This is a genomic window from Nocardia sp. TBRC8007 (assembly GCF_056629435.1).
This window is the reverse complement of record NZ_JBWSOR010000040.1, coordinates 16,968-37,253: the sequence shown is the minus strand read 5'-3', so window position 1 is coordinate 37,253 and position 20,286 is coordinate 16,968. Positions and strand designations below refer to the sequence as shown.

Genomic DNA, 20,286 nt, shown 5'->3' with positions numbered 1-20,286 from the left:
GTGGTGCTGCGAGCACGGTGCGCACACCAACAACCCCCGCCACCGCATCGCACCCAGCACAGAACCTTGACCAGGTCGAACGACACGATCTGGGTCAACTCACCCAGATAACCCGACGCAAACGCACCTGCGGCTACCATGCCGCACCTACTTACAGCAGGTCGAGCGCTTTCAGATCAGTGGCATATTTCTCGATGAGACCGCGGGATATCTGCGGAATATCTTGGTCGGCACCGATCTTCGCGGCCTGGACAGCCGAGCGGAATTTCTCTGCCGGAAGCACGGAGCCGCGTACCGCGGGGACAGGGTGGCGGTAAACCTGTAGCAAGGGCAGCAGGGACGCTCGGCGCTGCTGCAGTGGCAGTGCCCGCAGCGCTGTCTCGAAACGGGTGAACCACTGATCGTAGTCGGTGATCCGTTCGATTCGATAGCCCGCGGCAATCAACCAGTCGACGAACTGGTCGAGGGAGCGATCGTCATCGTGCGGGTTGAGCACGTCGAAACTCCGGTAGCTCGGCGAGTCGGCCGCGGTGGCGCCCATGGCGGTGATCGCCGCCGCGGTGAAGTCGACAGGCAGGCCGTCGTAATGGGCGCGCACCCGATTGCCCTCGGCGTCGGTCGGGTAGAAAGAGAATGGTGCGATCCCCGTGGCGAGCAAGCTCAGCAGCAACCGGGTGAACACGTCCGGTACGTTGAGCTGGCCGGTGTAGCGGCTATCGGCAAGAATCATGTCCGAACGGAACACCACTACGGGCAGACCACACAGCTCGTTGGCTTCGCGCAGCAGCACCTCGCCTGCCCATTTGCTGTTGCCGTAGCCATTGGCATAGCTGTCGTCTATGGCACGTACCGGGCTGATCTCACGAATGTCCCCATCCTCGGTGAAAACGCTCAGATCAACCCCTGCGGCTACTCCGACGGTCGACAAATAGACGAACGGCTTCAGACGATTCGTGACGGCCAGCCGGATCAGCTCCGCAGTGCCTACCACATTGGGCCCGAACAATTGCCGGTACGGCAGGACGTGATTGACCAACGCCGCCGGGTGCACGATCATATCCACGCGCTCGGCCAGCCGTTCCCATGTCGCCTCGTCCAACCCCAGTTCCGGCTCCTCGATATCGCCGGATATCACCTCGAGATGCTCGTCGGCCAGCTCCTGGAATTGCCGGATCAACGCTTTATCACCGCTGTCGAAAGCAGCTATGAGGCGCTGCCTCGCTCCGGTCGCGTCAGTGCCCCGGACCAGGCAGATGAGCGTGCCGCCGGTGTCGTGCAGCCGCCGCAGCCACTCCAGGCACAAGAAACGGCCGAGATAGCCGTTCGCGCCGGTGAGCAGTACCGTACGTACGGTGGTGGTGGCATGAGGCAGTGTGGGTGCCTCAGCAAGAATGCGAGCGTCGAGGAACTTGTCCAGGGTGAGATCGGCGGCACGGATCTGCGACCCGTTGCTGTGCACGGCGGCGAACGTGGCTCGCTGCCTGACCGACGCACGCTCGGCCGCAATGTAATCCGCCACATCGCGCAGACTGTTGGCCGGGCTGATCAGCACCGACACCGGGACCTCGACCCCGAAGAGCTCATGCAGCAAGTTCGACAACGACAGCGCCGAAAGAGAATCTCCACCGAACTCGGTAAAATGCGCATCGGGGCGTAGATCAGCATCGGAGCGTCCCAACAGGGACTTCGTGGCCCGGCTCACCGTCTCCAGCACCGGCCGATCGGCTGCGGCACGATGCAGATGTAGCAGTTCATTCGCCTGCTCAGCCGCCAGTTCGGTATACAGCTGTTGCAGGCGCGACTCATAACGCTCTTTGAGTTTGGGCCGCAACAACTTGCCGATGCCGCTCAACAATCCGCTGCCGGTGGTGAACGGTTCCGTCTCGATCAGAAAGTCGCGCGGAATCTCGTAGGGACGCAGCCCCGCGTCCTTGGCCAACTGTTGCAGCGACTCGCTCAGCGCTGCTTTCACCTCGGTGGGAGTCCCACCGGTCAGCGCGACCTCGGTCGGCACGATCACGGCGAGCAGATAGGCGCGTTCACTACTGCCGTAGACAAAGATCTGCCGGATCAGCGGGCTGGTCGCGTATATGGCTTCCAGATGGGCGACCGCGACGAACTCACCTTGGGATAGCTTCAGCACATTATTGCGCCTATCGACATAGACCAGATGGTCCGGTGCGAACTCGGCGACGATATCGCCGGTCCGATAGAAACCGTCAGCGTCGAAGACTTCAGCGGTGGCCTCGGCCCGCTTGTAATAGCCGGGAAAAATATTGGTGCTCTTCACCAGAAGCTCACCGCGTGGGTGTGGCCGGTCGGTCTGGAAGTAGCCCAGCTCAGGGACATCGACGAGCTTGTAGTCGAGCACCGGCGGTCGCCTCAACCAGTTGTCGACCATGATCCCCCCGCCGGTCTCGGTAGACCCGTAACCGTCGTGCAGCTCCAGATCGAGTACCGACTCCATGAAGGACTTCATTTCCGCCGACAATGGGGCGCTTCCACACGCCACGAGAGCGCAGCGTCCGCCGAGGAAATGCTCACGTAGTTCGGCTTTCACGTCCTCTTCCAGCGTGACCTGATCGACACCTGGCCCGCCACGCCGACTCATCTCGCTCTGGAAACGCTGAAAGACCATGTCACACACCCGCGGAACAAAAAGCACTTGGGTCGGCCGGACTAGTGCGATGTCGTCGAAAAGCGTCGACATATCGCTTTTGGCGGGGAAGTATGCGGTGCCGCCACGAGCGAGCACACTGGTCAACAACCTACGGCCGGCGACATGACTCATCGGCAAGTAGTCGAGGCAGATCACAGCGATCTCCGGCCGGTCCTGCCACTCCACGAGAACCGACTGCCAACCTGTGGTGACCATCCGCTCGGAGTGCATCGCGCCCTTGGGTCTTCCTGTACTTCCCGAGGTATAGATCACCAACGCCAAAGGGTCCTCGTCCGGCTCGGCGACATACAACGGCGCAGGCGGCAGCCCCCTTCCTCGCACGAGCAGATCGTCGAACGTTTCGACGAGCACCGGACTACCCGCGGCGGCCAGCCGTTCGCACGCTGCGTCGAACGCTGCGTGTTGATCGTCGTCGCCAGGGTGATAATCGAAGACCAGCAGCCGCCGCACCGGAACCGACAGAACGCACTCCACGGCAGCGTCGAGCAGCTCTGGCGTGGCAGCGAGCACCTGCGGAGCTGTCTCTTCGACGATCGCGTTCAGCTGTGCGCGCGGCGCACTGGACTGCAGCGGAACCGCCACCAGCCCCACAATGGCACACGCCAGATCGAGGACGGCGTAATCACTGCTGATGAAGCCGAGCGTGGCTACGAAATCACCTGGGCGCAGCGGATTCTCCGCAGCACCGTGCCATGCGGCGGCTACCGCGCGCACACGCTCCCACAGCTGGCTGTAGGTGATGGTGTGATACTGCGGCAGCGACGTCAGGCGGGTACGGCCAGTGGTTTCGTCGATACGCAGCTCTGTCGCACGCTGTCCGAGAGCGGGGCGATCAGCGTAGCCCACCATAGCCGTCTCGACGAGCTGCGCGAGCCGTATGTTCGGTTTGTGGATCTGCTCGAGAATTTTCTTGTTCGGCGCGGCGTCGCGGATGTCGTCGTATTCCGCGTACAGCTCGGCGATACGGTCAGCGAGCCGACTGTTCCGTGTCTCCGTTTTCACAGCAGACCTCCTTGCTGCGAGAACGCGCCTTTTGCTGATACCTCCGTTTATCCGAGTAATGCAGAAAAATCATAGGCGCGAAAGGTGGCTGGGGCATCGAGCGCTCAGTACACATCTTATACACTGGAATTTGCTCGCCGGATGCCACGGTCCGGTGCGGACTGGTCCAACGTCACCATCTTCGTCGGCGTATTCCACCAGTCCCTTATAGAGGGCGCGCCATTCCCATAACTGGATCGGTGCCTGCACAGCGGCAGGCGGGACATTCGACACCCTGTCCTCGCGGTACACCACCAGATCGGCCAAGCTGCGAATTTCCACACGATCGGCCGCACGCACCCCGATCGACTCCGAGATCACATCCATAGGCAACTTACCCACGAACTGTTCGATCCCATCGAACACTCCCCTCTTGCACCGATTCCAGATACGACAGCATCAGCTCCCGGATCCAGCTCTCCAACTGTGCCACCCGCTTGGAGGTGAACCCCTTGAATACCAACCGCGTGAATACCAACCGCGCGTGCCGCAGATCATCCATCGCCAGGAGCAGCATCGCCCGGTACGCGTGTCTGCCCCACACCGCCGGATTCGATGACACACCATTCGCACTCGACTACGGGTCCTCATGCAACCCGTAGTCATACGGCTCGAATGTCACAGGCTCCACTGAGACTGCCGTCACCCGCACTATGAACAGTCTGATTCCTGCCGGAGGATCCCACTTGCTGATCGATGGCAAACTGGTCGAGAGCACAGGCGGAGTCCTCTCTACGGTGAACCCCGCGACCGGGGATGTCCTCGGCTATGCCGCGAATGCGAACTCACGCGGCAGTCGATGCCGCGCACACCACATTCGACCGGACCGGCTGGTCACGCAAGCGCGCTTTCCGTGCCCGCTAGCTCGATCAGTGCCGATAGGCATCAAGACACGCCGAGTACTGCTCCGAGAGCCGATCGGCGTTGCCGGGGCGATCACACCCTGGAATTTCCCCCATCAGATCAACTCGGCGAAGCTGGTCCCGCTCTTACGGCCGGAAATACCGTCGTCCGCAAACCCGCTCCGGACACTCCATGGTACGCCGCCGCGCTCGCCGCGAGATTGCCGAAGAGACCGACATCCCAGCCGACGTGGTGAACGTCGCGACCTCCGCCGACCATGCGCTCGGCGCACTACTCACCGAGGCCCACAGGTCGACATGATCAGCTTTACCGACGCCACTGCCACCGGCCGCGCCGTGTTGACCGGTGCCGCCACCACCTTGAAGAAAGCGTTTCAGGAACTGGGCGGCAAATCAGCGTTCATCGTGCTCGACGACGCCGATATCTCCGCAGCGTGTTCGGTGGCGGCTGTCACTACCGTTCGCCCGCTCCGCACCGACCAAGTCTTCGCATGGGATCACGCGGAGCCGGCTCATATGGACGCGACAGAGATGGCGTTCTTCGGCGGCGTTGGCGACCGAAACCTCGACGCCGTTCTTCCGTCAGCCGCCGACCTGGGTCACGGATACGACCGCGGAACTGGAGACCCAGATGAGCCTGCCCACTCAGGCGTTGCAAACGACGTAGCGTGTTACAACCAGCACGCCGCAGCGGGCGAGGATCCTCTGTTCAGTAAGAAACCGGAATGGGTGCGTCCATTGCGCGGTCCGTTGGCGGCGTTCGATATGCACGGCCTGACTGCGGGATTCCCCCTCGGCGGGCTGTGCACCGACCGCGATTCCCTGGTGCTGCACATCACCGGCGAGCCGACTGCTCTACGCGAGCGCGATGGTAAGCGTGGGCATGGATACGGGTCCTACACCGAGATCGGTGATCGAATCGAGGCAGCCGCGTTACTGCTCCTGAAGTGAGATCGGCCGGGTTCGGCGAAACCGGTCCGCATAGCGACCGGTGACCTCGGTAGTTCCTCCGGTTTCCCGAAACCCGCTCCTCCGGCACAAGCGCCCTCGTAATCTGTGCCTTCAGCAGGCGCAGATCGGAGCGAAACAGTGCGATCAGATGAGCTCATCGCAGACTATGTCGTCGTCGGATCGGGATCAGCGGGCGCGGTGGTCGCCAATCGGCTCAGCGCCGATCCCGGCACCACGGTGGCACTGCTGGAAGCCGGTCCGCCGGATAGAAACAAGTTCGCGCACATACCCGCTGGGTTCTCGAAACTCTTCCGCTCCGAGGTCGATTGGGACTACGTCACGCAGCCGCAGCCGGAGCTGAAAAACCGTCAGATCTACTGGCCTCGTGGCAAGATGTTCGGCGGATCGTCCTCGATGAATGCCATGATGTGGGTACGTGGGTTCCGCGCGGACTACGATGAATGGGCGCTGCTGGCCGGTGCCGAGTGGGGCTTCGCCGCTGCTGTCGAGCAATTCCGGCGCATCGAGAAAGTAGAGAACGCGCAGTATCCCGACGAAGGTGTCGACGGCCCGTTGCACATCTCCCATCAACGCAGCCCGCGCGCACTCACCTCCGCCTATCTCGCCGCAGTCGAGGAGGCAGGCTACCAGGTCGAACCGCCCAACCGCCCGCAGCCGGAGGGGTTCAGTCAGACCATGGTGCTCCAGCGCGGTGGCCGACGCTGGAGCACTGCCGATGCCTATCTACGGCCAGCCCTGCGCCGTTCGAATCTCACAGTACGCTCCGAGACACTGGCAACGAAGGTGCTCTTCGACGGTGTACGCGCCGTCGGCGTCGAGTACCTTCAGGGCGGCAACACTCGCACAGTGACCGCGCGGCGCGAAGTCGTGCTGTGCGGCGGCGCTGTCAACAGCCCACAACTGTTGATGCTCTCCGGCATCGGTGACCGTGACGAGCTGACCCGCCACGGCATCCAAGTACGTCACCACGCACCCGACGTAGGAGCCAACCTACAAGACCATCTGGTGGCCGGCATCGGCTACAGCGTGGCAGGAGATTCACTGTTCGCCGCCGAGAAGCCACGCCAACTGCTGGATTACGTGATCCGCCACCGTGGCATGCTCACCTCGAACGTCGGCGAAGCGTACGGGTTCGTTCGCAGCAGGCCCGATCTGGACCTGCCCGACCTGGAGCTCATCTTCGGTCCCGCACCGTTCTATTACGAAGCGCTGCGGGATCCGACCGAACACGGCGTGATCCTGGCTACCGTACTGCTTCGGCCACGTAGCCGGGGACGGATCACCTTGTCTGCCAAGGATCCATCCGCCAAGCCCGTGATCGATCCGCGCTACCTGTCCGACAGTGCGGGCGCCGACCGCGCCGCTGTCATGGCCGGGCTACGACTCTGCGCAGGCATCGCGGCCGAACCATCGATGAAGACAGTGCTCGGTCCGCTGATCTACCCACCGCAGGCGCCCGTCGACCCCGAAGCCACCCTTGAACTGGCGCTCAACTCTTACGCGCATACGCTCTACCACCCGGTCGGCACCTGCCGTATGGGCTCCGACCCCACCAGCGTCGTCACTACGCGGCTGGAAGTACGTGGCGTACGTGGACTTCGAGTCGCCGACGCATCGGTAATGCCACTGATCATCCGCGGTCACACCCAGGCGCCCGCGGTATTCATCGGCGAGCAGGCGGCCGAGTTCATCCGCGCCGGATAGTTCGCGGATCCACCTCCTCCCCGCACTGTACCTCCGGACTACGGCGCGGCACCCGAGCAAAGCCGAGAGGCGACGTCGAAGCCTGCCCAGGGTATGGAATCGCGAGACCGACCAGTAATCCGACTCCACCCATTTCCTTGATCGCACCCAATAGCGACAGCCATGTTCCTGGAATCCCGTACCGTGGCATGTTCGTGCGGACCCAATCGGCGCGGAAGACATCGATACCGGTGGCCATTAGCGCGGCTCCTGCCGCTAGCACGGTTGCGATGGCATAGACGATATCCATCGAAATACCCTTCTCCGTGTGTCACGCCTAATTCGTGCAGGTACGGCGGCAAGGGAAGCCGCAACACGATCACCCGGGCGCTGTGGGAATCCCTCACATCGATGACGGATCACGAAGCAGAAAGGTGACCGGCCGCGCCTCCTGCCGAACTCGCCACACAGCGGCACAAGGATTGCTATCCGTCCTAGCTCCCGATGTGCTCCGGACGGTCGATCCAGCCGCACTCCCTGCCGGACCGGCGATGACAGCACGCGGCGCGACCACTATGGCCGCAGAAGCCGTTTTGCTGCGCCGAAGCTCGCGGTCGGCAACGCTGGCGATAGTGAACGATAGTGTCGGCATTCTGGTTGCGCCGCACGGCAAGCCGCTGCTAGCTCTCAGAATCACCATACACGGCGACCGGATCATCGAATACGAGGTGATCGCTGATCCGGACCGGCTGCGACAGTTGACGATCGCCGTGCTGCCCTGCTGAACTCCACCGAAGCACTCCGTACCGTGCTCAGGGTAACGGGCGGGTCAACTCAGCTCACTTCACCGGCTCGTCGACGGTGGTTCGCGATCTCACGGCGACCCTTCCCTGGATACCGAGGTGATCAGGCGAGGGCGAGGAACAGTTTCTCCAGCTCGTCGATAGTGATCGGGTTCGAGCTCTCGGCGGATCCGGTGAGGCACTCGCGCAGGCCACTGGCAACGATCTTGAAGCCAGCACGATCCAACGCCCGCGACACGGCCGCGAGCTGGGTGACGACGTCTTTACAGTCGCGACCTTGTTCGATCATGGTGATCACACCAGCGAGTTGTCCGTGCGCACGGCGCAGCCTGTTGAGAACCAGAGCAATGCTGTCTTCGTCGCTGACCATGACGCTGTTCCTTTCTCGCGTACTGCTCCCAGCATACCCGGCCGGGTATGCTGGGAGCAGTACGCATTTCCCTATCAATGGCAGGCCTGTCATTGATAGGTCGCATCGGCGCGCACAGTACCGATGCGCTGCAACAGCAGGGTGACCGGGCACCATCCCACAGCGCTGTAGAGCAATAGGTTCGCTCCGACAAGCGTTGTCAAGATCAGCCACCAAGGTGACAACGTCGCGGCGAGTGCCGTACCGGTCAGCACGAACGCACCGGCCAGCAGCGGTACGAGACGTCCTGTCGGCCAGCCGTTGCGTCGAATTGGTTCAGGCATAACAGCGTCCGTCTTTTCTTCGAGGCCCACTGACTTCTGTAGGTATCAGCGAGATCAGTCCGGGATATTTCGGGGACTCGGGTTTTCGACGGCATGGTCGTCAGTGGTGCGAGAAATCGATGGCAGGCAAGATCTTGCGCAGCCAGTTCGGTGACCACCAACCGTTGCGTCCGGTGAGTCGCAGCATGACCGGCAGCAATACCAATCGAACGATGACCGCGTCGAGTAGCACCGCCACTCCGAGGATGATTCCCATCTCCTTGGGCGGCAGCGGATCGGCAAGGGCGAAGGTGAAGAACACCGCCACCATGACCGCCGCAGCGGCGAGGATCACCCGGCCGGAATGGGCAAGGCCCTCGATGTGCGCAACATCGGGATCCCCTGACCGCTCATAGTGTTCCTTTGTGGTGGCCAACAAGAACACGGTGTAATCCATGGCGATCGCGAAGATCATCGCGAAGAAGAACACCGGTCCCCAGCCATCGAGAAATCCCTGCGGGGTGAACCCGAGCAAAGCGGCACCATGTCCATCCTGAAAGATCAGTTTCGCCGTCCCGAATGCCGCCGCCGTCGACAGCAGACTGACCATGGTGCCGAGCGCCGCGATCAGCGGAGCCTGCAACGCGAGCAGCAGCAAGAGGAATCCGAGGATAAGGATCACTCCGACGATCACCGGCAAATACTCGTTGAGCGCACGCTGTAGATCGAGATTTTCCGTAGGCGCTCCGCCGACAATCGCGTTGCTGGGGAGGCTGTGCCGTAGCCGATCCAGAATATCCTCCATTCGCGTATCGGATGGGTCGACAGCAGGGAGCACCCGGATCATCGCCAGCCCGGAATCATCGGAGGCCAGCCGCGGCGGGGTGACCATGGCGACTTCTTCGGTCGCAGCGGCGACCCTCGCCGCATGATCGGCTTCGGTAGCGGGCACGATGATCTGTAGCGCACCCGGCGCGCCCATGCCCATCTGCCGCTGGATGAGTTCGTATCCCTGACGTACCGGTGCATCGGCGGGCACGACGTGAATCGAGGGCATCGCGACTTTCAGCCCGAGCACCGGGATCGACAACGCGATCAGCAGCACCAACCCACCGATCGCGAACGGCCATGGCCGCTCATGCAACATGTGGCCCCACTTGGCGAAGCTCGGTGATCGGTGCTGCTGCCGTTTCGCATAAGGCAGAGCACCAGCGTTGATCTTATCCGCGAGCGCTCCCAGCGCCGCAGGTAACAACGTGAGGGTGGCAGCCAGGACGAACAGCACCGCAAGCATGATCCCGACAGCCATCGTGCGCACCGCGGGTGCCGGGACCAACAGCACAGCCGACAGACTGACCAACACCGTCAACCCGGACAGCAGAACAGCCTTTCCCGCCGTGTTCATCGTCTCGGCGACCGCTTGGCCGGAATCGACCGTTTTGCCGAGCGCGTCCCGGAAACGAGCGACAAGGAACAGCGCGTAGTCGATGCCGAGCGCGAGTGCGAACATCATCGCGAAATTCATCGCCCATACCGAGATCGGAGTGATGTGGTTGAGCAATACCAGCCCACCCGCGGAGGCCACCAAGCCTGCAACCGTGAGCAACAATGGTAGTCCGGCCGCGACCAGCGATCCGAACGCCAACACCATGATCGCCAGCGTCACCGGCCAGGAGAACAACTCGGCCTTGATCATCGCGTCGTGGTTGGCTTTGTTGAAATCGCTCCACAACGCGGACGCCCCGGTCGGATAGACCTCGACTCCCTCACCGGACAATGCGGTCAGGGCTTGCTTGTGCTCATCGACCGCTGCGACCATGTCGTCGGTGGAAGCATCCGCACCGACGATCATGATGCCGGTGTGCCCATCCCGGCTGATCGTCATTCCTGATTGCGGCCGGACGACACTCCCGAATCGCTGGTCACCCGCCAGTTCCGCAACGATCCGATCCATCGTCTGCCGCACCTGTGGACTGTCGACAGTGGCGATGTCGGAATGCACCACGATGTGAACCGCAGCCGAGGAATCGCCACCGAAGTGCTGCTGCGCCAGCTCACGCACCCGGACCGATTCCGAACCGTTGGCCTGCCATCCGGCGCCGGCCAACGAGGTGAACACGTTCGGCGCTGCGGCACCGAGCGCGACCAGCACCAACAGCCACACCCCGAACACGACGCGGACGTTTCCCGCCATCGCGGATCCCAGAGCGGCCAACCAACCCCGTTTGTACGCTCGCATCGCATCGTCCGAATGCTCGGCAACTGTTGTCTCGGTCATCGCCACGCCTCCGCACTGGCTACCACATGTTCGTTCGGCATTTATTACCTCCTGTATACCCCCCTGGGTATATAAGATGGCCCGAATATACCCCGCCGGGTATATAGTCCGCAGTTGTGTCCTGCATCATGGGTGTGTTCGGCATGTGATGGCACCCGGATAGAAACCCCTAACAGCGCAGGCCCCACTCCCGTACGACAGCTCAGCAATCTGTGAGCTGCCTCATGGATCTGCCGAATATCTGTGCAGTGGGTCGCAACACCGTTAGCATCGGGCGCCGCGTGCCGCAGGGCAACGCGATGAGTTCGAAGGGCTACACCAAATATGAGCGGTACGCGAGAAAAGCTGGATGAGCTGCGGGGTATCCTGGAGCTGGCAGAAGAACCAGCTGGTGAATCCGGCATCGCGAAACGCAAGAGCAAGGGCATTCCGAGTGCGCGGCAAAGAGTACGCGCATTGCTCGATCCGGGCAGTTTCGTGGAGATCGGAGCCTTGGTACGTCAGCCGGGTACACCTGGAGCTATGTACGGCGATGGCGTGGTCACTGGCCGTGGCCGGATCGACGGCAGACCTGTCGTGGTGATCGCGCACGATCAAACCGTCTTCGGTGGTTCGGTCGGTGAGATGTTCGGCCGCAAAGTCGCCAAAGCAATGGATTTCGCCACCGCCAACGCCTGCCCTGTGGTGACGATCAACGACTCCGGCGGCGCTCGGATCCAGGATGCGGTTACCTCCCTGGCCTGGTATGCGCTGATGTGCCGTCGCCAGGAACAGCTGTCCGGCTTCGTGCCGCAGGTATCGATCATGCTCGGCAAATGTGCGGCGGGTTCGGTCTATGGGCCGGTCAACACCGATATCCTGATCGCGACCGAGAAGTCGTACATGTTCGTCACCGGCCCCGATGTGATCAGAGAAGTCACCGGTGAGGAAGTGACCGCGGAGGAACTCGGCGGCGCGCAGGTGCAGGCAGCCAACGGCACTATTCACCATGTGGCAGCTACCGAGCAGGACGCGTTCGACTGGGCCAGGGAATACCTGAGCTATCTGCCCTCCAGCTGTCTGGAACGCGGACCGGTCGTCAATCCGGGTCTCGAACCCGAGATCACCCAGCACGATCTGGATCTGGACTCGATCATTCCGGATTCCGATCGCCAGGGCTACGACATGCACGATATCCTGCTGCGCCTGTTCGACGACGGGGACTTCCACGAGGTCAGCGCAGCCACCGCGCAAAACATGATCACTGGTTTCACCAGGGTGGACGGACGCAGTGTCGGCGTGATCGCAAACCAGCCCACAGTCCTCGGCGGCGCCATCGACGCGAAATGCTCCGATAAGGCGACACATTTCATCCGGTTGTGCGATGCCTTCGGATTGCCGCTGATCTTCGTGGTGGATACCCCTGGCGTATTGCCCGGCGTCGAAGAGGAGCGCAGCGGGGTGATCAAACGCGGCGGGCGATTCTTCCGCGCGGTGATCGAGGCGACCGTCCCGATCGTGACAGTCGTGGTACGCAAGGCATACGGTGGTGGCTACGCGGTGATGGGTTGCAAGCAGCTCGGCGCGGATATCAGCTTGGCCTGGCCTACGGCGCGCATCGCCGTGATGGGCGCGGAAAGCGCGGTCAGCATCGTCGGCAAGCGCCAGCTCGCCCAAGTACCGCCCGAGCAGCGGGCGACTGTCCGAGACACCATGATCGACAACTACAATGCCACTGTCGCCACCCCATGGATCGCCGCCGAGCGCGGCTACATCGACGCGGTGATCGAACCCTCGCGCACCAGGTTGGAGATTCGCCACGCATTGCGTCTGCTGCGCGAAAAAGAGGCGAGCACCGAGCCCAACCCGCGCAAGCACAGCCTCTTTCCGGTCTGATCCCATCTCGGCCGCGACATCTGATACCTGATGCCGCCCTGGCGATCCAGCGAGTTCCCTGTCGCGGACACCACGGGCTGGAGTTATGGCGGTACGCGGGAGCCGTGCACACGTGGACCGAGATGCCGAGCAGCGCGGCTGTGGTCAGCGTTGCGACCTCGCCTGTGACCTGGGGTTCAGGCGGGGTTCGTCGGCTGGTCCATAGTCTCTGGCTGGCGTCGGCGCAGCGCGGCGACGAGTTCTGGGGTGTACTCGGGGGGTGCGGCGTGTACAGAAAGCAGATTCGCGACCGTACGGTAGGCGGCGAGATCAGTATTTTTATCCAGATACAGCGCGCCGGTGAGCTGTTGCAGATAGACGATATCGGGCAGGTCCGGCTCCGCGAAGCGCAACATGGTGAACGCGCCATCGGCGAGCGCTGGCCCGCCGACATGGTCGGCGAGCACCTGCACAGCGATGTTCGGCGCAGTCACGGCCTGTAGCAGATGCTCCAGCTGAGCGAGCCACACCTGTGATCCACCGATCCGGCGGCGTAGCGCCGCCTCTTCCACGATCAGCCACAACTGGGGCGGGTTGAGTCTGTTCAAGATCTCTTGACGACGCATCCGCAGAGCGACACGCCGGTCGATCGAATCCGCTGCCTCGTGGGGATGGGCAAGAACAAGCAACGCACGAGCGTAGTCAGGGGTCTGTAGCAACTCAGGTATCACGCGTGGCTCGTAGCAGCGGATCAACTGTGCCGCCTGCTCCAGCCCGAGATAGGTGTCGAACCATTTCGGCAACCAGTCGGAGTCGTGATGCCACCATCCTGATGTGTTCGCCTGTGTGGCCAGTCGCTTGAACTCGGCGCACTCGTCTTCGTCAGTGACTCCATACAGTGCGAGCAAATCGACCAGATCCCGCTGCCGGAAACCGGTCCGCCCCAGTTCCAACCTGCTGATCTTCGAATGCGAACCGCGAATCGCCTCACCCGCTTCCTCGAGTGAGATACCGCACGCCTCGCGCAGTCTACGCATCCGCCCCCCGAGAATCATCCTTAAGACCGTAGGACCGCCTTCGATGGCCGGAGTCATTCCAGGAGTGACGCATTCGTTTTCGAACCGCTTTACCGAAGCATGCATATATTGAGTTTCGCATGGGCATTGCCCCGCACTCCAGCTCCGATGCGACCGGACCGAGGGGTACTCACAGGTGTAAGCACATCCGCAAGCTCATCGTGGTGATCCGTACCGACACCCACTCGATACGCTCCGCTCCGAATATCGCGCACGGCGCACTGCCTGCGGAACCGCAGTGTGATTCAGCGCAGCAGCACCTCCGCAGTCGCACGACCGAAAAGCTTTCGACCTGCACAGGTCGCCGTCAGCGCAATAGTGGCGGCCCGGCGGGCGAGATCCAACGTCTTGACCCGGCCACGGAATTCGATCGCGCCCGCCTCCGTTGCCGGAACCGGGGCAAAACCGGCGAACCGAACCTTGTACTTCGTCACAGCGACCGGATTACCCAACCACGAGGTGAGGTACCCGGCTCCGAGCCCCATTGTCAACAACCCGTGTGAGACGACATCGGGCAAGCCCGCGCTACGCGCAACGACATCGCTGAAATGGATTGGATTCGAATCGCCGGATACACCGGCATAGTTCACCAGATCACCGCGCGAGAGCAGCACCGAGTGCGGGATGAGCTCCATACCGACGGACAACTCCTCGAAAGCGGGAGCCGTCCACGGCCGCTGCGCCCCATCGGACGTGTCGTGCTGTGCGGGTTCCTCGAAGCATTCGACCACACCGGTATCCTCGTCGGTTGTCCGCGTCACGGCCGTACTCAATCGGTCGGTAGCCGACTGCCCGGTCATGACCACACCTCCGATTACATCACGCAAGTGGGCTTCGAGATCCGCCCCGGTCTGCGCCACTACGGTGCTGTAAGCGGTCTGCAACACCTCTTTGTGCTGGTTGCTGAGTACATTCTTGGTGACCAGGAAATCCTTGTCCCCGAACTGCCGGAACGACTCGAAATAGCAGTCGCACCGCACCTGATCACCCACGATCATCGGCCGGTGCGCTTCGATGGCCTGCTCGATCTGCAGCATTTGTCCGAGGTCATAACCGGTGAGTACAGATTCGAATAGCCTGCGCTGCATCACCATGAGCATGATCGAAGAAAAGGTCAACGGCGCGACCAGCCCAGCGAAGCCCAGCTCCGCGGCGGCGCCTTCATGCCAGTGCGCAGGGTGACCGTCCTGCAACGCTCGCGCGAACTCCCGGACCTTCTCTCGACCCACCTCGTAGTGGTCGCTCAAGCGGTAATGCCGTCCTACCAGCGCCATTGCCTGCTCGGACGCAGTGTTCGTGATATTGGTCATAAGCCTCTTTCGCGGATTCGGCGTCACTCTCCCCAGACCGGCTCGCTGTGTCGAAGCCGTAATGATGCCGGACGGAGACCTCACCGGATCTGGGCATACGAACAATGGCCGAAGAGGGATTCGGTCGCGGCAGCGATCGGGATTCCTGGCATACCGCGTTACCGGATACCTCCCGGCGCCGTCACACGATCAGCACTCGCCGGGCGCTCGAACTCGATGTGATCGTCCCTCCAGCCGGATGGTTATCCCACCGGTATCCGATCACCGCCACAATGATGCTCACCGGACGCCTACGCTACACCGCTATACCGCAAACACGCCGATACAACACTGCTCCCGATGACTCATCGTCTCGGCCGGGCCAGGCCATCCACTCTTGGCACTCTCGCAGGGGCAGCGCAGGCTCGCTAGGCTCGGGAGAGCATGTCAGAAAGCGATGCCGAGGAGAGCGCAGGAGGTTCGACCGTGGCGCAGCGGCATCCGGATCGCCTCAGTACCCGACGACGCGCCACCACCCTGCTGTCTGTCGGCTTGTTGTCGCTGGCGATGACCTGTGGCTGCGCTGATTCCAGGTCCATGACAGGCGCGACGACGACCAAAGGCACCATCCCCGATCCACCGGCCGCGAACTCGCTCCCGCCGAGCACCGCATCTGCCGTCGACCCCTATGCGGGGCTGCCGTTGATCGACCACGTTAAGTGGATGGACACGATAGGCGGCCCCAGACTATTGGTGTTTCCCACCCAAACCGGACGACAGACCATGTTCCCTGGCTCGGCGGAGCGAGCATGGCAGGAGATCCTGGCCCAGTCGGCGAACGCAGACACGCCCGGCATGCGTGACCAGTTCATCTGCCACTGGGTATGGGCTCGACTAGTTCAGCCGAACAAACCGAGCTGGAATCTGGAGCCATGGCGGCCTGCGGTCGGCTACCCCGCCACAGTAGAAGCAGGCTGCAATCCCGACGGCCCCGAGCGCTGAGCGCGAGTGCCGCCCCTGCCGAAAGGAACAATTCATGCGCATCGTCATCGCAGGCGGACACGGCAAGATCGCGTTGCTGCTCGCCCGGTTGCTCACCGCGGACGGCCACGAGGTCGCCGCGCTCATCCGCAATCCTGAGCATGCCACCGCCGTACGCAGTACCGGGGCCGAACCAGTGTTGTGCGATCTGACCGAAGTCGGCGACGACGAACTGGCGGAGGTGGTAAGAGGTTGCCGAGCGGCATTCTTCGCCGCAGGAGCAGGTCCGGGTAGCGGCGTGGAACGCAAATACACTGTGGATCTGGGCGGCTCGGTGCGACTGGCCGAGGCAGCGGAGCGGACGGGGCTGCGCCGTTTCCTGCAGATATCCACGATGGGCGCGTGCCGACGCCCCGAGCCGGACAAGGGCGAAGGATGGACGGCTTATATCGACGCGAAGACCCAGGCTGAAACCGATCTCCGAGAACGGGATCTGGATTGGACGATCCTACGACCGGGCCGGCTGACCGACTCTTCCGGCACCGGACAAGTGAGGCTCGGCCCACCGCCGATCGGTCGAGCCGAGATCCCTCGGGCCGATGTGGCAGCTGTTCTGGCCGGATTACTGCTCGCCACCAAGACCTGTGGGATGACGCTCGAACTTGCTTCGGGAAGAACTCCGGTCGACCGGGCAATTGCGCAACTGACCAGCTGAGTTCAGCTGGTCCCGCCCCTACACCGATCGGCATCAATAGTCATGATGGGAGAATATCTGTGTTCAGCCGTATCGTTTCGATGAAGATCCGCCCTGGCTCCCGCGCAGCGTTTCTCGCGGCCGTATCCCGCAGCGCCGATGCTTCCATACAAACCGAGCCTGGCTGTCTTCGCTTCGACATCTGCGCCGACCGGGTGGATCCGCACCGATTCTTCCTCTATCAGCTCTACATCGATGACGAAGCGGCGGAAGCACACCGTTTCAGCGAGCACTTCCTTGCCTGGCGGGCCGCGACGGATCAATTCGTCGAACCTGGTACCCAGATCGACTACAGCACAGATGTGCTCTTCGGCCGCGAATGATCCGCTACTGCGCGCAACCTGTTCGCGAACTTACATACACGAAATGCATACTGCGCAAGTGCAATCGACCGTGCAGATGTACTTGCATATGAAAGGCGCAACGGCATAAACTCAGTCCCGTAACGCTACGCAGCGGAAGACCAAAGGAGGCCGCGTGGGCGAGCAGAGGCCGAATTCGCCATAAGCTTGCCACCGCCACACAGCAGAGATGTTCGAATGGAACAACCACATGTCGGCGGCCGGTTCGGAGCAACCGGCGCACGCTGGCCCATCAGCCAGCGAACGGTAGAAATATGAGCACACCGTCAGTCCGGAGCGGCCACATGAATACCACCTTCTCCCGAGAGACCGCGGTGGCCTATGTCATCGATGCCGTGGAATCCACCGGCGCGGCAACACGGCACGATTTCGATATAGAACGAATCGTTACCATCGCGCATGCGATGGTCGATGACTGGGATCTCCAGGCTTTACATCCCGCGACTTTCTGGCGAATCGCTTCGAGCTTCATCAGGCAATAAGACAGGTCAGATGCCCGGCAAACCAGCTGAAACGGCATGTGCCACGCGCCCTATCGCCCGCGGCATACGCCGCTTCATACCAGGCTTCGGTGCGGTATAGCGACATCAACGCCCTGTGGCGTACTTCTCCATGATCTCGATCGATTTCTCCGGACATTCAGCCTGGACGCTGAGCCGATCCATGACCGACAGATACAGCGCCAGATCTTGCCGCCGTTCGAGGTACAGCGCACTGGTCAGGTGTTCCAGATAGACGATGTCCGGCAACTCCGGCTCCGCGAAGCGGAGAATACTGAAGGAGCTGCCCGCTGCCGCGTGTCCGCCTGCGGCGTAAGGCAGCACCTGAATCGTTACGTTCGACAATTCAGCGAGCGCCATCAGATGCAGAATTTGATCCTTGTGCACCTGCTCACCGCCGACCGGCCGGTGCAATACGGCCTCATCGATCACCGCCCAAACCACAGGTGGGTCCGATCGGAACAGGATCTCCTGTCTACGTTTCCGCACCGCGACCCGCCGATCCGTATCAGCGTCCTCGTACCCGAGCGACACGACCGCCCTTGCGTATTCAGGCGTTTGCAGCAGACCGGGAACAAGATGCCCCTCATAGGTGCGGATCTTGCTCGCGGCCTGTTCCAGACCGAGATAGGTGCCGAACCATTGCGGTAGCAGATCGTTATAACGATGCCACCATCCCGGCTCGTTGGCCTGCCTGGCCAACTCGACGAACGACTCGCGCTCCCCTGGATCGTGCACGCCGTACAGGGTCAGCAGGTCGCGGATGTCACGTTCCTTGAAACCCGTGCGCCCCAACTCGAGACGACTGATCTTGGCGTGCGAGCCCCGGATTGCATCACCCGCGGCTTCACGGGTGATACCCCGCTTCTCTCGAAGCTTGCGCAGCTGGCCGCCCAATGCAATGCGCAGCACTGTCGGACCACGTTCCGCGACAACGGATTTCACGCGACCATCGTCGTCGGGTTCAGCGATCATCGAGTTGGTCTCCGATACTCCGGGGTTACCTACAGTGTGTCACAGTTGCCTACTGTAGAACACACCGCATCGACCACTGATATTATCGCTCAGTTGGTCAGGTAGTCGAACTCTCCGGCCTTCGCGCCGCGGACGAAAGCGTCGATCTCCGGGCGTGTATAGAACAGGACACCCCCCTCTGGGTCGCGCGAATTGCGCACTGCTACTTGATTATTCGACGCTTCAGCTATCTCTACACAGTTCCCGCTCGGATTGCTGAAGGAACTCTTGCGCCACGCTCCGACGACCTTGTCGGTGGATGTACCCGGCATCTTCTCACTCCTCGCTTACCGCAGTTGGGCGAATCAGTTTGTGCATATGCACGTTCAAATGTTCTTGCATTTGCACTAACACAGGACGATAGCACGAAGTCCACCCTTACGAGCCCGATACTTCCAGCCAGAGGTCCGGTAAAACGAGACCCGATCGCGCAGCCATCGGAGACATGACTGCGACACCGCGCGAACATCGTGATCAGCCGATCGTTCCCGTTTACCCGCCGAATCCGGATCTTGTACTGTCACGATGCACCATCAAACGCACCAGCCGTGTGCGGAACCCACAGCGCCCCGCACGACAGCGCCACGGACATCGCTTTACCGAGGAGTTCAAGGAGTCCAGCCATGCCCGACGACAACAGCCCGCTCATCCGGACGGACATACCGCACTCCGCGCGGATCTGGAACTACTGGATGGGCGGCAAAGACTACTACGAGGTCGACCGCGCAGCAGGTGACGCGGGCATCGAAGTCGACCCGGACATCACCACCATGGCGGTGCAGTCCCGTCAGTTCCTCATCCGCGCGGTGCGCTATCTCGCAGGCGAACAGGGCATTCGCCAGTTCCTCGACATCGGAACCGGCCTGCCCACCATGCAGAACACCCATGAGGTCGCCCAGAGCGTCGCGCCCGAATGCAAGATCGTCTATGTGGACAACGACCCACTGGTGCTCACACACGCACGGGCGCTACTCACCAGCACGACACCGGAAGGCGTCACCACCTACATCGATGCCGACTACCACGATCCCGAGCGAATCATCGCCGACGCCAAGAACTTCCTGAACTTCAACCAGCCGATCGGCGTGATGTTCATGGGCGTTCTCGGTCATGCCAAGACCTATGAAGACCTTCTGCGAATTGTGCGCACAGTCCTGGATTCTGTGCCCGCGGGGAGCTTTTTGGTGATGTGGGACGGCACCGACGACAGCCAGGCCTACGTCACCCTGTGCGAGAACTACACGGGCACCGGCGGCGCTCCTTATGTACCTCGCCCCCAAGCCCAGATCGAAGCTGTCTTCGATGGATTGGAGTTGGTGAACCCCGGTTTCGTATCCATCACGCAATGGCAGCCGGAGAAGACCGAAGTAGGCGAGGTTCGGCCGATTTCCGCCTATGGCGCCGTTGCCCGTAAACCATGAACCACTGAAGTGGAAGCGGCACAGCGACAGCCATCGTGCCGAG

Annotated in this window: 20 protein-coding genes and 1 pseudogene; 11 read left to right on the top strand and 10 right to left on the bottom strand. The window is 61.9% G+C overall.

Features of this window, described 5'->3' with window-relative positions; all coding sequences use genetic code 11:
• Positions 1–151: 151 nt before the first annotated feature.
• Together car and ACX4ZE_RS20550 are read right to left on the bottom strand one after the other, a co-directional pair.
• Positions 152–3,682 (bottom strand): carboxylic acid reductase, encoded by a 3,531-nt coding sequence (gene car / locus ACX4ZE_RS20555; protein ID WP_480275103.1) that lies wholly within the window; start codon positions 3,680–3,682, stop codon positions 152–154.
• Positions 3,683–4,055: 373 nt separating this feature from the next.
• Positions 4,056–4,283 carry a hypothetical protein gene (locus tag ACX4ZE_RS20550; RefSeq protein ID WP_480275102.1) on the bottom strand — a complete coding sequence of 76 codons (228 nt, stop codon included), beginning with the start codon at positions 4,281–4,283 and terminating at the stop codon, positions 4,056–4,058.
• Between the two features lie 91 nt (positions 4,284–4,374).
• Here ACX4ZE_RS20550 and ACX4ZE_RS20545 point away from each other — a divergent pair.
• The 4 genes and pseudogenes from ACX4ZE_RS20545 to ACX4ZE_RS20530 form a co-directional block, all read left to right on the top strand.
• Positions 4,375–4,701: pseudogene (locus ACX4ZE_RS20545) on the top strand (aldehyde dehydrogenase family protein); the annotation flags it as partial.
• Between the two features lie 55 nt (positions 4,702–4,756).
• On the top strand, positions 4,757–4,885 hold the full coding sequence (locus ACX4ZE_RS20540; protein ID WP_480275105.1) for a hypothetical protein: 129 nt from the start codon (positions 4,757–4,759) through the stop codon (positions 4,883–4,885).
• Positions 4,882–5,535 (top strand): aldehyde dehydrogenase family protein, encoded by a 654-nt coding sequence (locus tag ACX4ZE_RS20535; RefSeq protein WP_480275104.1) that lies wholly within the window; start codon positions 4,882–4,884, stop codon positions 5,533–5,535. Before ACX4ZE_RS20540 ends, ACX4ZE_RS20535 begins: the two co-directional genes overlap by 4 nt.
• A 138-nt stretch (positions 5,536–5,673) precedes the next feature.
• Positions 5,674–7,260: a GMC family oxidoreductase gene (locus ACX4ZE_RS20530; protein ID WP_480275101.1), complete on the top strand. Its 1,587-nt coding sequence runs from the start codon at positions 5,674–5,676 to the stop codon at positions 7,258–7,260.
• Here ACX4ZE_RS20530 and ACX4ZE_RS20525 read toward each other — a convergent pair.
• Complete coding sequence (locus tag ACX4ZE_RS20525; RefSeq protein ID WP_480275100.1) at positions 7,244–7,549, bottom strand: DoxX family protein; 306 nt, start codon at positions 7,547–7,549, stop codon at positions 7,244–7,246. The genes ACX4ZE_RS20530 and ACX4ZE_RS20525 overlap by 17 nt on opposite strands.
• Before the next feature lie 241 nt (positions 7,550–7,790).
• On the opposite strand from ACX4ZE_RS20525, the gene ACX4ZE_RS20520 reads away from it, so the two are divergent.
• A complete protein-coding gene (locus tag ACX4ZE_RS20520) occupies positions 7,791–8,024 on the top strand; it encodes a hypothetical protein (RefSeq protein ID WP_480275099.1) in 234 nt (77 codons plus the stop codon).
• Between the two features lie 121 nt (positions 8,025–8,145).
• Here ACX4ZE_RS20520 and ACX4ZE_RS20515 read toward each other — a convergent pair whose 3' ends face one another.
• From ACX4ZE_RS20515 to ACX4ZE_RS20505, 3 genes are all read right to left on the bottom strand, one after another.
• Entirely contained in the window at positions 8,146–8,412 is a 267-nt protein-coding gene (locus ACX4ZE_RS20515; RefSeq protein WP_480275098.1) for a metal-sensitive transcriptional regulator, read from the bottom strand.
• 89 nt (positions 8,413–8,501) lie between these two features.
• Positions 8,502–8,735 carry a YgaP family membrane protein gene (locus ACX4ZE_RS20510; protein ID WP_480275097.1) on the bottom strand — a complete coding sequence of 78 codons (234 nt, stop codon included), beginning with the start codon at positions 8,733–8,735 and terminating at the stop codon, positions 8,502–8,504.
• A 100-nt stretch (positions 8,736–8,835) separates the two neighbouring features.
• Positions 8,836–10,992, bottom strand: coding sequence for an MMPL family transporter (locus ACX4ZE_RS20505; RefSeq protein ID WP_480275096.1), 2,157 nt, complete (start codon positions 10,990–10,992; stop codon positions 8,836–8,838).
• Positions 10,993–11,316: 324 nt separating this feature from the next.
• Here ACX4ZE_RS20505 and ACX4ZE_RS20500 point away from each other — a divergent pair, with 324 nt between their 5' ends.
• Entirely contained in the window at positions 11,317–12,867 is a 1,551-nt protein-coding gene (locus tag ACX4ZE_RS20500) for an acyl-CoA carboxylase subunit beta (RefSeq protein WP_480275095.1), read from the top strand.
• A 176-nt stretch (positions 12,868–13,043) separates the two neighbouring features.
• On the opposite strand, the gene ACX4ZE_RS20495 is transcribed toward ACX4ZE_RS20500, so the two are convergent.
• Together ACX4ZE_RS20495 and ACX4ZE_RS20490 are read right to left on the bottom strand one after the other, a co-directional pair.
• Entirely contained in the window at positions 13,044–13,901 is an 858-nt protein-coding gene (locus tag ACX4ZE_RS20495) for a helix-turn-helix domain-containing protein (RefSeq protein ID WP_480275094.1), read from the bottom strand.
• A gap of 266 nt (positions 13,902–14,167) precedes the next feature.
• Positions 14,168–15,232 (bottom strand): fused (3R)-hydroxyacyl-ACP dehydratase subunits HadA/HadB, encoded by a 1,065-nt coding sequence (locus ACX4ZE_RS20490; RefSeq protein WP_480275093.1) that lies wholly within the window; start codon positions 15,230–15,232, stop codon positions 14,168–14,170.
• A 423-nt stretch (positions 15,233–15,655) separates the two neighbouring features.
• On the opposite strand from ACX4ZE_RS20490, the gene ACX4ZE_RS20485 reads away from it, so the two are divergent.
• The 4 genes from ACX4ZE_RS20485 (at position 15,656) to ACX4ZE_RS20470 (ending at position 17,790) form a co-directional block, all read left to right on the top strand.
• Positions 15,656–16,213 (top strand): DUF2599 domain-containing protein, encoded by a 558-nt coding sequence (locus tag ACX4ZE_RS20485; protein WP_480275092.1) that lies wholly within the window; start codon positions 15,656–15,658, stop codon positions 16,211–16,213.
• A gap of 34 nt (positions 16,214–16,247) precedes the next feature.
• Positions 16,248–16,907, top strand: coding sequence for an NAD(P)H-binding protein (locus ACX4ZE_RS20480; protein ID WP_480275091.1), 660 nt, complete (start codon positions 16,248–16,250; stop codon positions 16,905–16,907).
• A 59-nt stretch (positions 16,908–16,966) separates the two neighbouring features.
• A complete protein-coding gene (locus tag ACX4ZE_RS20475) occupies positions 16,967–17,269 on the top strand; it encodes a putative quinol monooxygenase (RefSeq protein WP_480275090.1) in 303 nt (100 codons plus the stop codon).
• A 323-nt stretch (positions 17,270–17,592) separates the two neighbouring features.
• Positions 17,593–17,790, top strand: coding sequence for a hypothetical protein (locus ACX4ZE_RS20470; RefSeq protein WP_480275089.1), 198 nt, complete (start codon positions 17,593–17,595; stop codon positions 17,788–17,790).
• A gap of 105 nt (positions 17,791–17,895) precedes the next feature.
• Here the strand turns inward: ACX4ZE_RS20470 and ACX4ZE_RS20465 are convergent, their stop codons facing one another.
• Positions 17,896–18,783: a helix-turn-helix domain-containing protein gene (locus ACX4ZE_RS20465; RefSeq protein ID WP_480275088.1), complete on the bottom strand. Its 888-nt coding sequence runs from the start codon at positions 18,781–18,783 to the stop codon at positions 17,896–17,898.
• A gap of 89 nt (positions 18,784–18,872) precedes the next feature.
• On the bottom strand, positions 18,873–19,094 hold the full coding sequence (locus tag ACX4ZE_RS20460) for a DUF397 domain-containing protein (protein ID WP_480275087.1): 222 nt from the start codon (positions 19,092–19,094) through the stop codon (positions 18,873–18,875).
• A gap of 351 nt (positions 19,095–19,445) precedes the next feature.
• Between ACX4ZE_RS20460 and ACX4ZE_RS20455 the strand changes: the two genes are divergently transcribed.
• The gene (locus ACX4ZE_RS20455) at positions 19,446–20,243 is read left to right on the top strand and encodes an SAM-dependent methyltransferase (protein ID WP_480275086.1); all 798 of its coding nucleotides are present in this window, start codon (positions 19,446–19,448) and stop codon (positions 20,241–20,243) included.
• Positions 20,244–20,286: the final 43 nt, after the last annotated feature.